This window comes from Streptomyces sp. NPDC060028 (genome assembly GCF_042736725.1).
Classification (GTDB): domain Bacteria; phylum Actinomycetota; class Actinomycetes; order Streptomycetales; family Streptomycetaceae; genus Streptomyces.
Window position 1 is genome coordinate 1 of the sequence record NZ_JBHWVJ010000056.1, and the last position, 12753, is coordinate 12753.

Consider the following 12753-nt stretch of genomic DNA (forward strand, 5'->3'; position numbering starts at 1 on the left):
CCTCCTGCAGGCCCACCAGAGCGGTGGCGTGCGTCAGGTTCGGGAAGTACCCGATCCGCACCTCGGAGGCGGAGAGCGGCTTGCCGGCGGTGGCGACGTTGGCCGACTTGTCCTTCGGCTCGTCCTTCTTGGCTTCGGAACCGTAGCCGCAGGAGGCGAGCGCGCCGATCAGGAGCGGCAGGGCGGCAGCGGCGACGACGCCGCGGCGCACGCCGACGGAAGAGCGCGGATTACGGGTGGTGATACCGGTGGCAGGCACGGGAGGACTTCCTCTCGAAGCGCCGTGTGGTCACGACGCAGGTCTTCGTCCATGGGGCAAGGGCTGGTTCAGCTCGGAGTGGTGGGCGCGCATGCAGTGCGCGTACGTCATCGCGCACATCGCGCCACCCCTCCCTGGCCACTGCCGAGGGCGCCGCTGCCGACGCGGCCACCCTCCTTGGCGAAGGTGGAATAGATGTCGGAGAGCATGATCTAGAAGTCCCACCCTTCTTCATCCGCCTGGACGGTCGTCTCGGCCTTGGAGGCGAAGGACTCGCCCGCCATGCCCGCCGCCAGGGTGGTTCCGTCAGCCGGGTCGATCAGCAGGAAGGACCCGGTACGGCGCGAGTCGGCGTACGCGTCGAGCGCCAGCGGCTCGGCGGTACGGACGACCACACGGCCGATGTCGTTGGCCACGAGCTGCCCGGGGTTCGGGTGCTGCGACAGGTCGTCCAGGGTCAGCCGCGAGGGGATCTCCTTGACGATGGCCTTGACCGTGCGCGTCGTGTGCTTGATCAGCACCCGGGCGCCGACGGCCAGCGGCTGGTCCGCCACGTGGCAGACCGTCGCCTCGACGTCCTGCGTGGTGGCCGGGGCGCTCGCGGAAGGCGCGATCAGGTCGCCGCGCGAGATGTCGATGTCGTCCTTCAGACGCACCGTCACCGACTGCGGGGCCCACGCGATGTCCACCGGCTCACCCAGGGCGTCGATGCCCTCGATGACCGAGGTGCGCCCCGACGGCAGGACGGTCACGGCCTCGCCGACGCGCAGCACGCCGGAGGCGATCTGGCCCGCGTAGCCCCGGTAGTCGGGGTGCTCGGCGGTCTGCGGGCGGATCACGTACTGCACCGGGAAACGCGCCGGGCAGGCCGTGAGGTCGTGGCTGACCGGGACGGTCTCCAGGTGCTCCAGCACCGTGGGGCCCCCGTACCAGTCCATGTGCGCGGAGGGCTCGACCACGTTGTCCCCGGCCAGGGCCGAGATCGGGATCGCGGTGATCTCCGGGACGCCCAGGTCGGAGGCGTACGCGGTGAACTCCTCGGCGATCGCCGCGAAGACGGCCTCCTCGTAGCCCACCAGGTCCATCTTGTTGACGGCCAGGACCACGTGCGGGACCCGCAGCAGGGCCGCGACGGCCGCGTGCCGGCGGGTCTGCTCGATCACGCCGTTGCGGGCGTCGACCAGCACCACGGCCAAGTCGGCGGTGGAGGCGCCGGTGACCATGTTGCGGGTGTACTGCACGTGCCCGGGGGTGTCGGCGAGGATGAACCGGCGGCGGGCGGTGGCGAAGTAGCGGTAGGCGACGTCGATGGTGATGCCCTGCTCCCGCTCGGCCCGCAGGCCGTCGGTGAGGAGCGCGAGGTCGGGGGCGTCCTGGCCGCGCTGGGCGGAGACGGCCTCGACGGCCTCCATCTGGTCGGTCAGGACCGACTTGGAGTCGTGCAGCAGGCGGCCCACCAGGGTGGACTTGCCGTCGTCGACGGAACCGGCGGTCGCGAAGCGCAGCAGCGTGGTCGCCGACAGGTCGGCGAACTGCTCTGTGGTGCTGGTCATTTCTAGAAGTACCCTTCGCGCTTGCGGTCTTCCATCGCGGCCTCGGACATCTTGTCGTCGGCGCGGGTGGCGCCCCGCTCGGTGAGCCGGGAGACGGCGATCTCGGCGATCACGGCGTCCAGCGTGGTGGCGGCGGAGTCGACGGCGCCCGTGCAGGACATGTCGCCCACGGTGCGGTAACGGATCAGGCGGGTCTCGGGGACCTCGCCCTCCTTGGCGCCGCCCCACTCGCCGGCCGTCAGCCACATGCCGTTGCGCAGGAACACCTCGCGCTCGTGGGCGAAGTAGATCTCCGGGAGCTCGATCTCCTCACGGGCGATGTACTGCCACACGTCCAGCTCGGTCCAGTTGGACAGCGGGAAGACGCGCACGTGCTCGCCGGGTGCGTGGCGGCCGTTGTAGAGCTGCCACAGTTCGGGGCGCTGGCGGCGCGGGTCCCACTGGGAGAACTCGTCGCGCAGGGAGAAGACGCGCTCCTTGGCGCGGGCCTTCTCCTCGTCGCGGCGGCCGCCGCCGAAGACGGCGTCGAACTTGAGCTGCTGGATCGCCTCGGTGAGCGGGACGGTCTGCAGCGGGTTGCGGGTGCCGTCGGGGCGCTCGCGCAGCTTGCCGGCGTCGATGTAGTCCTGGACGGACGCCACGTGCAGGCGCAGGCCGTGCTCGGCAATCGTGCGGTCGCGGTACTCCAGGACCTCGGGGAAGTTGTGCCCGGTGTCCACGTGCAGGAGCGTGAAGGGCACCGGCGCGGGCGCGAACGCCTTGAGCGCCAGGTGCAGCATGACGATGGAGTCCTTGCCGCCGGAGAAGAGGATCACCGGCTTCTCGAACTCGCCCGCCACCTCGCGGAAGATGTGCACGGCCTCCGACTCGAGGGCGTCGAGGTGCGACAGCGCGTACGGCGCGGAGCCGGAGGAATTGTCCGCAGCGTCGTGCAGGTGGGCGACGGTGGTCGTCATGCCAGACCCCTCTCGGTGAGCAGCGCGTGCAGGGCCGAGGCCGACTCCTGCACGGACTGCGTGTGCGACTCGATACGGAGGTCCGGGGACTCCGGCACCTCGTACGGGTCGTCGACCCCGGTCAGACCGGAGATCTCGCCCGCCGCCTGCTTGGCGTACAGGCCCTTCACGTCACGCTCCGAGCAGACCTCGACCGGGGTGGCCACGTGGACCTCCAGGTACGCGGTTCCCTCGGCGGCGTGCCGCTTGCGGACGGCCTCGCGGCTGTCCGCGAACGGCGCGATCACCGGCACGAGGGCCTTGACGCCGTTGCTCGCCAGCAGTTCGGCGACGAAGCCGATCCGCTGCACGTTGGTGTGCCGGTCCTCGCGGCTGAAACCGAGGCCGGCGGACAGGAACTCGCGGATCTCGTCTCCGTCGAGGACCTCCACGCGGTGGCCCTCGGCGCGCAGCCGCTCGGCCAGCGCGTGGGCGATGGTGGTCTTGCCCGCGCTCGGCAGCCCGGTCAGCCACACGGTGGCGCCCTGGTCGCTCACGCTCATCTGCTCTGTCTCCGTAGGTTCGTCACGTTCCGTCATCAGCCGTGCAGTCCGCACTCGGTCTTGGCCCGTCCGGCCCAGCGGCCGGCCCGCGCGTCCTCGCCCTCGGCCACGCGGCGGGTGCAGGGGGCGCAGCCGACGGAGGCGTAACCGTCCGTCAGCAGCGGGTTGGTGAGCACCCCGTGCTCCAGCACGTACGCGTCCACGTCGTCCTGGGTCCAGCGGGCGATCGGCGAGATCTTGACCTTCTGCCGCTTCTCGTCCCAGCCGACCACCGGGGTGTTCGCCCGGGTCGGGGACTCGTCGCGGCGCAGCCCCGTCGCCCAGGCCTCGTACGCGGTCAGGCCCTCTTCCAGGGGCTTGACCTTGCGCAGCGCGCAGCACAGGTCGGGGTCGCGGTCGTGCAGCTTCGGACCGTGCTCGGCGTCCTGCTCGGCCACCGTCCGGCGCGGGGTCAGCGTGATGACGTTGACGTCCATCACGGCTTCGACCGCGTCACGGGTGCCGATGGTCTCCTCGAAGTGGTAGCCCGTGTCGAGGAAGACCACGTCCACGCCGGGGAAGGCGCGGGAGGCCAGGTGGGCGACGACCGCGTCCTCCATGGAGGAGGTCACGGCGAACTTCCGGCCGAAGGTCTCGGCCGCCCAGGTGAGGATCTCCAGGGGGGAGGCGTCCTCGAGGTCCCGGCCCGCCTGCTCGGCCAGCGCCTTGAGGTCGCGCGTCCCCTGAACGCCCTGAACGTCCTGAGCATTCTGAGTGGTCGTCATATCTGGTCCCCTCCAGCGGTGTTGGACTGAACACCCCGGGCCAGCAGCCCGAGGTACTTCAGCTGGAAGGCTCGGTTGCAGGCCCGGCATTCCCACGCGCCGTGCCCGGTTTCGTTGGGAAACAGGTCCTCGTCGCCGCAGTACGGGCAGTAGAACGGTGCGGCGCGCTCGCTCACGAGAGGCTCTTCTCGTCGGCGCGGGCGACCCAGGCCGCGAAGCGCTCGCCGTCCTCGCGCTGCTCCTCGTAGCTCTTGACGACCCGCTCGACGTAGTCGGGCAGACCGGCCGAGGTGACCTTGAGGCCGCGGACCTTGCGGCCGAAGCCGGCCTCCAGGCCGAGGGCGCCGCCCAGGTGGACCTGGTAGCCCTCCACCTGGTTGCCGTCGTCGTCCAGGACCAGCTGGCCCTTGAGACCGATGTCCGCCACCTGGATACGGGCGCAGGCGTTCGGGCAGCCGTTGATGTTGATGGTGAGCGGCTCGGCGAAGTCCGGCAGGCGGCGCTCCAGCTCGTCGATCAGCGCGGCGCCGCGCGCCTTGGTCTCGACGATGGCCAGCTTGCAGAACTCGATGCCGGTGCAGGCCATCGTGCCGCGGCGGAACGGGGACGGGTTGACCCGCAGGTCCAGCGCCTCCAGGGCCGAGACGACCGAGTCGACGCGGTCCGCCTCGATGTCGAGCACGACCATCTTCTGCTCGGCCGTCGTGCGCAGGCGGCCGGAGCCGTGCTGCTCGGCGACATCCGCGATCTTGGTCAGGGTGGCGCCGTCCACGCGGCCGACGCGGGGCGCGAAGCCGACGTAGAAGCGGCCGTCCTGCTGCTGGTGGACGCCGACGTGGTCGCGCCACTGGCCGCTGGGCTGCTCGGGGGCGGGGCCGTCGGTCAGCTCGCGCCCCAGGTACTCGTCCTGCAGGACCTGGCGGAACTTGGCCGGGCCCCAGTCCGCGACGAGGAACTTCAGGCGGGCGCGGGTGCGCAGCCGGCGGTAGCCGTAGTCACGGAAGATCGAGATGACGCCCTCGTAGACCTCCGGGACCTCGTCGAGCGAGACCCAGGTGCCCAGGCGCACACCCAGCTTGGGGTTGGTGGACAGGCCGCCGCCGACCCAGACGTCGAAGCCGGGGCCGTGTTCGGGGTGGTTCACGCCGACGAAGGCGATGTCGTTGATCTCGTGCGCCACGTCGAGCAGCGGCGAGCCGGAGACCGCGGACTTGAACTTGCGGGGCAGGTTGGAGAAGGCCGGGTTGCCCACGATCCGGCGCTGGATCTCCTCGATGGCGGGGGTGCCGTCGATGATCTCGTCCCGGGCGATGCCGGCGACCGGCGAACCGAGGATGACGCGGGGCGTGTCACCGCAGGCCTCGGTGGTGGAGAGGCCGACGGCCTCCAGGCGGCGCCAGATCTCCGGGACGTCCTCGATCCGGATCCAGTGGTACTGCACGTTCTGGCGGTCGGTGAGGTCGGCCGTGCCGCGGGCGAACTCCTGCGAGATCTCACCGATGACGCGCAGCTGCTCGGTGGTCAGCCGGCCGCCGTCGATGCGCACGCGCAGCATGAAGTACTCGTCGTCCAGCTCCTCCGGCTCCAGGATCGCGGTCTTGCCGCCGTCGATCCCGGGCTTGCGCTGGGTGTACAGGCCCCACCAGCGCATGCGGCCGCGCAGGTCGTTGGGGTCGATCGAGTCGAAGCCCCGCTTGGAGTAGATCGTCTCAATGCGTGTCCGCACGTTGAGACCGTCGTCGTCCTTCTTGAACTGCTCGTTGCCGTTGAGGGGCGTGTGGTGTCCGACGGCCCACTGACCCTCACCGCGGTGACGGCCGGTCTTGCGGCGCGCGGCGGCTGCGGGAGCTGCGGCTGCGGGCGTTTCGGGGGTGGCGGCCATGGCGGTACGTCCTTCTTCGGCGGCTCAAGGCGGGGGCAGGGGGGAGCGGCGTGACCCCTGGGCGCGGAGCGGGTGTGGCTGATCGCCGCCGCTCGTTTCCGGTTGTGCCGGTGCGTTGGGCGGTGGTCTGCCTACAGGGGACTTGCGAGGTGTGGCGCGTCCACGACGGCTGCGTGGAGGCGCGGTGCGGCGGTGGCTGGTTCCGTCAGCGCGCCGGACAGATGGCGCTGGACATGCGGCCGAGGTCGACGTGCCGCCGACTCACCAAGGCAATTCCAGCTCCGTTCATGGCGGAAGCGTGTCATGTGGCGATTGGAGGAGTCCACTACTGTCCACGATTCGGACGAAGTCGTCCCGGATCATGAGACGACGTGACGGGCGTCACGCCGGTCGGCCGGTTCCGCCTCCGAAACCGGCCTCAGGGGCGGCGGCGGCGCGCAGGCGGGTCCGGGCACCGCCCCGGAGGGGCTACGCGCCGGGCCAGGGGCCGGGGGTCGGGGTGTCTTCCTTGGGTTCCGTTTCCGTGTGGAAGAGCTTGAAGCCGCGGCGGAGGTAGTTGTCCATCGCCGTCGGGCCGTCCTGGCTGCACGTGTGGAGCCAGACCCGCCGGGTCGGCTCCAGCTCCGGCCAGCGCTCCGCGAGGGACCAGGCCCGGGCGATGCCCACCGACAGCAGGTGCCCGCCGATCCGGCGGCCCCGGAAGTCCGGCAGCAGGCCGAAGTACATGATCTCCACCACGCCGTCCGGCTGCGGGTCGAATTCCACGTACCCGGCCGGCGTGCCCCGGTCGTACGCCACCCACGTCTCCACACCGGGCCGCCCCAGCTGCTCCACCCACTGCGCGCGGGTCAGGGACAGCCGGTCCGTCCAGTGGATGTCACCGCCCACCGAGGCATAGAGGAAGCGGCTGAATTCGGGGGAGGGCACCTCCGCCCGGGCGACGGTGATCTCCGGGCCGGGAACGGCCGCCGGGACCAGGTCCTGCGGCGAGGTCATTTCCAGGGACCAGGTGGTGAGGGTGATGGTGCTCATGCGGTTCAGGGAATCACGCCGGGTCCCGTCCGGCCCAGGCGGGCCCTGATCACCGCGGGCGCCGTGGAGTGGGGGAGCAGCGCCGCCGGGTCCGCGGGGCGGATCAGCTCCACCTCCACGTCCCCCGCGAAGCGGTACGGCCGGTGCGTCAGCACCCCGGCCAGGCGGCGCCGTACCCGCGACAGCTCCGCCCGCACCGTCACCGTCCGCGTCGGGTCGCCGAACAGCTCCGCGGAGAGCTCCGCGGCCGACCGCCCCCGCGGGGACTCCGCCAGCAGGAACAGCAGCTCCGCATGGCGCGGGCTCAGCTCCTGAGACCAACTGCCCGCGGCCCCGTGGACCGTCGCCGAGCAGGACCCGGCCCGGCTGAGGTCGAGTACGATCCGCGCGGCCGCCGCGTCCCGGCGCTCCCCGGTGACGCTCAGCAGCCACCCGCCCGGCAGCGGCTCCGCCACGCAGTCGCCGAGCTGCGGGACCCACACCCGGCCGGGCCCGAAGGACTTCGGCAGCGGGATCCGGTCCGCGGGCGCCAGCCCCGTCACGGCCGCGGTCCAGCCGTTCGCGTCCACGGCCACGGCCCGCCCCGGGATCCGGGCCAGCAGTGGCGCCGCCATGGACCGCAGCCGCTCCAGCGACTCCAGGTGCCGCACCCGCAGCTCCCGCTCGGCGAGCCGGGCCACCGAGCTCACCCACGCCAGCGTCGCCGGGTGCATGGTGGCCAGCGGCCCGCTGACGTCGACCACGCCCAGCAGCCGGCCGTCCCTGGGGTCCCGTACGGGAGCCCCCGCGCAGGTCCAGTCGTGGTGGCTGGAGACGAAGTGCTCCGCCGAGAACACCTGGACCGGCCGCCGGGCCACCAGGGCGGTGCCCACCCCGTTCGTGCCGACCACGGCCTCGTCCCAGTCGGCGCCCACCGCGAAGCCGAGCCGGTCCGCCTTGCGCAGGATCGAGGTGTGGCCCTCCCGCCACAGCAGCCGGCCGTCCGCGTCGGCGACGACCATGATGTGGAGCGCGTCGTCCAGCTCGGGCAGCAGCCCCTCGCGCAGCAGCGGCAGGACCTCGCGCAGCGGCGAGGTCTGGCGACGCTCCTCCGTCTCGGCGGCGGACAGCACCCGGGAGCGCGCGTCGCGGTCCGGGTGCACCCCGCCGGCCAGCATCCGGCGCCAGGACTCGGCGATCTCCGGCCGGGGGGCCGCCGGCGGCCGGCCGCCGCCCAGCGCGGCCGCCCGTACCCCCTTGAGCAGACGCGCGGCATCCCGCGCGTCCATGGCCGAGATGCGCGCCACATCGACTGCGCTGCCTGTGGTGTGGGCCACCGGAACCTCCCCGTGTGGAACAGGACCGTACGACGGTTGCCGCCCGGGCGGTCCGGTCGCGCCGCTTCCCCTGGCACGTCCGGCGGGCGGCTGTCGACTCAAAGGTTGCAACGGTATGCAACTCTCGCCAAGTCCCGGTCGGTCGACCGAAACTGTCCGGACGCCGCTGAGCGGCGTGACAGCTCCTCCTCGGGGCTTCTCGGATCAGGGGTGGTGCCGAGTCGGCGCGGCGCCACCTCTGCTCCAGGTCAACGGGTCCGGGTCTGGGCGCGTGGCGGTTTGGGGACTTCCGCTAGCCCGTGATCCGCGCCCGTTCCACCACCGCCCCCAGATCGAGACTGTGCGGCAGCGTGCCGAAGGCCGCGCCCCAGTCACCGCCCAGCCGGGACGCGCAGAACGCGTCCGCGACCTCCGGCGGGGCCCAGCGCACCAGCAGCGAGCCCTGCAGGACCAGCGCCATGCGTTCCACGACCCGGCGGGCCCGCGCCTCGATGCCCTCCAGGTCGGCGAGCTCGGTCAGCAGGTTCTTGATGGCCGAATCCAGCCGGTGGTCGGCGCCCCGGGCCCGCCCGACCTCCTGGAGGAACGCGTTCAGTGCCTGCGGCTCCCGCTGGAGGGCCCGCAGTACGTCCAGGGCCTGGACGTTGCCCGAGCCCTCCCAGATGGAGTTCAGCGGAGACTCGCGCAGCAGTCTGGGCAGGCCGGACTCCTCGACGTAGCCGTTGCCGCCCAGACATTCCAGGGCCTCCGCCACCATCGGCGTACAGCGCTTGGTCACCCAGTATTTCGCCGCGGGCACCGCGATGCGCAGGAAGGCCTTCTCCTGCTCGGTTCCGGCGTCGTACGCGGCCGCCAGGCGCAGCGTCAGCGTGGTGGCCGCCTCCGACTCCAGGGCGAGGTCGGCCAGCACGTTGCGCATCAGCGGCTGGTCGATGAGCGGCGCTCCGAAAGCAGAGCGGTGCTCCGCATGGTGCACGGCCTGCGTCAGCGCCTGCCGCATCAGCGAGGCCGAACCGATCACACAGTCCAGCCGGGTCGCCGCGACCATCTCGATGATGGTCCGCACCCCCCGGCCCTCCTCGCCCACCCGCCGCGCCCACGTCCCGTCGAACTCCACCTCACTCGAAGCGTTCGACTTGTTGCCCAGCTTGTCCTTCAGCCGCTGGATCGCGAACACGTTGCGCGTCCCGTCCGGCAGCACCCGCGGCACCAGGAAGCACGTCAACCCGCCGGGCGCCTGCGCCAGCACCAGGAATCCGTCCGACATCGGCGCCGAACAGAACCACTTGTGACCCGTCAGCAGGTACTCGCCCGAAGCGTCCAACGGCACGGCCGCCGTGGTGTTCGCCCGTACGTCGCTGCCGCCCTGCTTCTCCGTCATCCCCATGCCGAACAGCACTCCGGCCTTCTGCCCGGCCGGCCGTAGGCCCTCCTCGTACACGTGCGAGGTCAGCCGCGGCTCCCATTCGGCGGCCAGCTCCGGATCCGTCCGCAGCGCGGGCACCGCCGCGTGCGTCATCGAGACCGGGCAGCCGTGCCCCGCCTCCGCCTGCGACCACACGAAGAACCCGGCCGCACGGCGCAGGTGCCCGGCCGGCCGGCCCCACGCGTCGGTGAGCCCGGCAGAGACGGCCTGCCCCAGCAGGCGGTGCCAGGCCGGGTGGAACTCCACCTCGTCGATCCGGTTGCCGTAGCGGTCGTGTGTCCGCAGCACGGGCGGATTCTCGTTCGCCTGCGTCCCCCACAGCTGGGCCTGCGCGGAGCCCGCCGCCCGCCCGAGGTCGCCGAGCTCCTCCCTTGCGCTGTCCAGGAGTTCGGGATCCGCGCCCGCGAGATGCCGCTCGACGCCCTCGCTCAGGACCCGGTCGCTGCCGTATACGTCATAGCCCACCAGGGGAGGGGCCTGGTTGCTGACTGTGTGGGTGGTGGCTGCCATGCGGATACCGTAAGGACGTGCAGCCAGCAAAAGAAACACCCGAGCGGATCCCAGGTCGGCTCCACCGGGCACGGGCCCTCTATCGCAACGTCTCCAAGCGCAAGATGGCATGGCTGCTCCTGAAGGACACCGTGAACTCGTGCATCGAGTACCGGATCCTCGGGCTCGCGGCGGAGGCGGCCTTCTTCACGCTGCTCTCGCTCCCGCCGCTCTTCCTCGGCCTCCTGGGCCTGCTCGGCTACGTGGACGGCTGGACGAACACCCAGTCCGTGGCCAGCATCGAGGAGAACATCCTGGGCGCCGTCGGCACCGTCCTGTCCGACCGGGGCGTCAACGACATCGCCCGCCCCATGCTGGACGACGTCACCGGCCGCGGCCGCCCCGACCTGATCTCGCTCGGCTTCGCCTTCGCCCTGTGGTCCGGCTCGCGCGCGGTCAACGTCTTCATCGACACCATCACCGTCATGTACGGGCTCGACGGCCAGCGGGGCATCGTCAAGACCCGGCTGCTGGCCTTCCTGCTGTACGTGGTCGCCCTGCTGATCGGCGCGATCGTGCTGCCGCTCATGGTGGTCGGCCCGGACGCGGTGGTGCGGATGGTGCCCTGGGGCACGGAAGTGATCGCGGTGCTGTACTGGCCCACCGTCACGCTGCTCTCCATCGCCTTCCTGACGACGCTCTACCACGTATCCGTCCCCGTGCGCTCGCCGTGGATCGAGGACGTGCCCGGCGCGCTGGTGGCCCTGGCGATGTGGGTGGTGGGCTCGTTCCTGCTGCGGATCTACCTCACCAACACCGTGGAGGGGCCGACGATCTACGGCTCCCTCGCCGCGCCGGTGGCCGTCCTGCTGTGGATCGGCATCTCGGCCTTCGCGGTCCTCGTCGGCGCGGCCGTCAACGCCGCCATCGACCGCGTCTGGCCCTCGGTGGCCACGGCCGCGGCGCGCGAGGCGAACGAGCGCGTCCGCGAGGCCGAGGCCGCCCGGCTCATCGCCAGGGCAGCCGCCTGGCGGGCCTTGGCCGAGGGGGAGTCCGAGGATGACGAGGACGGCGGCATGCCGTCGGAGTTCCCCGAACGCTGGTCGAATTTCCTGCCGCCCGAGGACTACCACTCGCGCCTGCGCAAGCACTGACGCGGGCTCCGGGCCGGCGGCGTAGCGTGAGGTCCGTGTACGAGGAACACCGCTCGCTCCTGGTCCCCGGGGCCGTGCTGTGGCGCGCCGCCGGAGCGGGCGGCGCCGCGGTGCTGCCCGACGGGTGCATGGACCTGCTGTGGGTGGACGGGCGGCTGCTCGTCGCGGGCCCCGACACCGGGCCGCACCGCGCGGGGGAAGTGGCCGGCTCCGCCTTCGCCGGACTGCGCCTCGCCCCCGGCACCGCGCCCGCGCTGCTCGGCGTACCGGCCCGGGAACTGCGCGACCGGCGGGTGGAACTGGCCGACCTGTGGCCCGGACCCGAGGTGCGGCGCCTCGCCGAGCGGATCGCCTCGTACGGGGACCCGTGCGCGGGACTGGAGCGGCTGGCCCTCGCCCGCGCCGCCTTGAGCGGACCGCCCGATCCGCTGGCCGCGGAGGCGGCGGCCAGGCTCGGCGCGGGGGAGGCGGTCGCCGCCGTCGCGGCGGCGGTCGGGCTCGGCGAGCGCCAACTGCACCGGCGCTCGCTCGACGCGTTCGGGTACGGCCCGCGCACGCTCGGGCGGGTGCTGCGGCTCCAGCGGGCGCTGGCGCTGGCCCGCCGCGGGCTGCCCCAGGCGGAGGTCGCGCACCGCGCCGGCTACGCAGACCAGGCCCACTACACCCGCGAGGTACGGGCGCTGGCCGGGACCACGCCGGGCGCCTACTGCGCGGCGAGCGCGGCGAACAGCGAGACCCCGCAGCCGTCCGGGTCCAGTACGACGGCGTAGCGCTGGCCCCAGAAGGCGTCCCACGGCTTCAGGTGGCCGGGGTGGCCCGCGGCGGTGAGCTCGGCGTACAGGGCGTCCACCTCGGCGGGGGAATCGCACAGGAAGGCCAGCTCCCGGCGGCTGCTGCGTCCGTCCGGGCGGGTCCAGGACGGGTCGAAGGAGCGGATGGTGTCCTCGGTGTCCCAGGCGATCCGCAGACCCCCGGGCAGGGCCGCCTCCACGTGCGGCTGGTCGGCGGCGTCGGCCGGGACGTCCAGCCCGAGGCGGCGGTAGAAGGCGAGCGAGGCGGCCATGTCGGAGACGACCAGGCCGATCATGTCGAGTCGGGGAGTCATGCCGTCAGATTAGGAGCGGGGACGGCCTGCGGTCTTGAACGAATCGGACACGACACCGCAGGCGCGCACGGCGGCGGAAAAAGAATTGGCGGCCGGGCGAGGGCACTTGTTACGGTGGTGACGTTCCCGCCGGTCGGTGCGGGACCTTGTCGCTCGTGCATGACCCGGAGGTGAGTTCGTTGATGACTGTCGTCACGCAGGGCGCTGCCCGCACTCAGAAGACCATCAATGACACCTCCGTGGTCTCCGGCTGACCTCACACCTCTCCGCGCGCC

Annotated in this window: 13 protein-coding genes and 1 pseudogene; 2 read left to right on the forward strand and 12 right to left on the reverse strand. The window is 72.1% G+C overall.

Annotated elements, in window-relative coordinates:
- The 11 genes and pseudogenes from ACFWBF_RS25020 to ACFWBF_RS25070 form a co-directional block, all read right to left on the reverse strand.
- Nucleotides 1-259, reverse strand: a pseudogene (locus ACFWBF_RS25020) (sulfate ABC transporter substrate-binding protein); the annotation flags it as partial.
- 212 nt (nucleotides 260-471) lie between these two features.
- Nucleotides 472-1812 (reverse strand): sulfate adenylyltransferase subunit 1, encoded by a 1341-nt coding sequence (locus ACFWBF_RS25025; protein ID WP_385605781.1) that lies wholly within the window; start codon nucleotides 1810-1812, stop codon nucleotides 472-474.
- Nucleotides 1813-1814: 2 nt separating this feature from the next.
- Complete coding sequence (gene cysD, locus ACFWBF_RS25030; protein ID WP_385605783.1) at nucleotides 1815-2768, reverse strand: sulfate adenylyltransferase subunit CysD; 954 nt, start codon at nucleotides 2766-2768, stop codon at nucleotides 1815-1817.
- Nucleotides 2765-3310, reverse strand: coding sequence for an adenylyl-sulfate kinase (cysC, locus tag ACFWBF_RS25035; RefSeq protein ID WP_385605785.1), 546 nt, complete (start codon nucleotides 3308-3310; stop codon nucleotides 2765-2767). Before cysC ends, cysD begins: the two co-directional genes overlap by 4 nt.
- A gap of 35 nt (nucleotides 3311-3345) precedes the next feature.
- Nucleotides 3346-4074 carry a phosphoadenylyl-sulfate reductase gene (locus ACFWBF_RS25040; protein ID WP_385605786.1) on the reverse strand — a complete coding sequence of 243 codons (729 nt, stop codon included), beginning with the start codon at nucleotides 4072-4074 and terminating at the stop codon, nucleotides 3346-3348.
- Nucleotides 4071-4250: a hypothetical protein gene (locus ACFWBF_RS25045; RefSeq protein ID WP_385605788.1), complete on the reverse strand. Its 180-nt coding sequence runs from the start codon at nucleotides 4248-4250 to the stop codon at nucleotides 4071-4073. The genes ACFWBF_RS25040 and ACFWBF_RS25045 overlap by 4 nt, the downstream gene beginning before the upstream one ends.
- Nucleotides 4247-5956, reverse strand: coding sequence for a nitrite/sulfite reductase (locus tag ACFWBF_RS25050; RefSeq protein WP_385605792.1), 1710 nt, complete (start codon nucleotides 5954-5956; stop codon nucleotides 4247-4249). Before ACFWBF_RS25050 ends, ACFWBF_RS25045 begins: the two co-directional genes overlap by 4 nt.
- A 205-nt stretch (nucleotides 5957-6161) precedes the next feature.
- Nucleotides 6162-6245, reverse strand: a complete 84-nt coding sequence (locus ACFWBF_RS25055) for a putative leader peptide (protein WP_312847410.1) — start codon at nucleotides 6243-6245, stop codon at nucleotides 6162-6164.
- Between the two features lie 179 nt (nucleotides 6246-6424).
- On the reverse strand, nucleotides 6425-6988 hold the full coding sequence (locus ACFWBF_RS25060) for a GNAT family N-acetyltransferase (RefSeq protein ID WP_385605793.1): 564 nt from the start codon (nucleotides 6986-6988) through the stop codon (nucleotides 6425-6427).
- 5 nt (nucleotides 6989-6993) lie between these two features.
- Complete coding sequence (locus ACFWBF_RS25065) at nucleotides 6994-8256, reverse strand: GAF domain-containing protein (protein WP_385605840.1); 1263 nt, start codon at nucleotides 8254-8256, stop codon at nucleotides 6994-6996.
- Nucleotides 8257-8596: 340 nt separating this feature from the next.
- Nucleotides 8597-10240 carry an acyl-CoA dehydrogenase family protein gene (locus ACFWBF_RS25070; protein ID WP_385605795.1) on the reverse strand — a complete coding sequence of 548 codons (1644 nt, stop codon included), beginning with the start codon at nucleotides 10238-10240 and terminating at the stop codon, nucleotides 8597-8599.
- A 17-nt stretch (nucleotides 10241-10257) separates the two neighbouring features.
- Between ACFWBF_RS25070 and ACFWBF_RS25075 the strand changes: the two genes are divergently transcribed.
- Both ACFWBF_RS25075 and ACFWBF_RS25080 read left to right on the forward strand, forming a co-directional pair.
- Nucleotides 10258-11373, forward strand: a complete 1116-nt coding sequence (locus tag ACFWBF_RS25075; RefSeq protein WP_385605797.1) for a YihY/virulence factor BrkB family protein — start codon at nucleotides 10258-10260, stop codon at nucleotides 11371-11373.
- Between the two features lie 35 nt (nucleotides 11374-11408).
- Nucleotides 11409-12143: a helix-turn-helix domain-containing protein gene (locus tag ACFWBF_RS25080; RefSeq protein ID WP_385605799.1), complete on the forward strand. Its 735-nt coding sequence runs from the start codon at nucleotides 11409-11411 to the stop codon at nucleotides 12141-12143.
- Here ACFWBF_RS25080 and ACFWBF_RS25085 read toward each other — a convergent pair.
- Nucleotides 12077-12478 (reverse strand): VOC family protein, encoded by a 402-nt coding sequence (locus tag ACFWBF_RS25085; protein WP_385605800.1) that lies wholly within the window; start codon nucleotides 12476-12478, stop codon nucleotides 12077-12079. The two genes, ACFWBF_RS25080 and ACFWBF_RS25085, sit on opposite strands and share 67 nt — an antisense overlap.
- Nucleotides 12479-12753 lie beyond the last annotated feature (275 nt).

Coding starts and splice junctions, on each gene's coding strand:
- ACFWBF_RS25025 (WP_385605781.1), bottom strand. CDS start 1,812: ATGACCAGCACCACAGAGCAGTTCGCCGACCTGTCGGCGACCACGCTG.
- cysD (WP_385605783.1), bottom strand. CDS start 2,768: ATGACGACCACCGTCGCCCACCTGCACGACGCTGCGGACAATTCCTCC.
- cysC (WP_385605785.1), bottom strand. CDS start 3,310: ATGAGCGTGAGCGACCAGGGCGCCACCGTGTGGCTGACCGGGCTGCCG.
- ACFWBF_RS25040 (WP_385605786.1), bottom strand. CDS start 4,074: ATGACGACCACTCAGAATGCTCAGGACGTTCAGGGCGTTCAGGGGACG.
- ACFWBF_RS25050 (WP_385605792.1), bottom strand. CDS start 5,956: ATGGCCGCCACCCCCGAAACGCCCGCAGCCGCAGCTCCCGCAGCCGCC.
- ACFWBF_RS25055 (WP_312847410.1), bottom strand. CDS start 6,245: ATGAACGGAGCTGGAATTGCCTTGGTGAGTCGGCGGCACGTCGACCTC.
- ACFWBF_RS25060 (WP_385605793.1), bottom strand. CDS start 6,988: ATGAGCACCATCACCCTCACCACCTGGTCCCTGGAAATGACCTCGCCG.
- ACFWBF_RS25065 (WP_385605840.1), bottom strand. CDS start 8,256: ATGGACGCGCGGGATGCCGCGCGTCTGCTCAAGGGGGTACGGGCGGCC.
- ACFWBF_RS25070 (WP_385605795.1), bottom strand. CDS start 10,240: ATGGCAGCCACCACCCACACAGTCAGCAACCAGGCCCCTCCCCTGGTG.
- ACFWBF_RS25085 (WP_385605800.1), bottom strand. CDS start 12,478: ATGACTCCCCGACTCGACATGATCGGCCTGGTCGTCTCCGACATGGCC.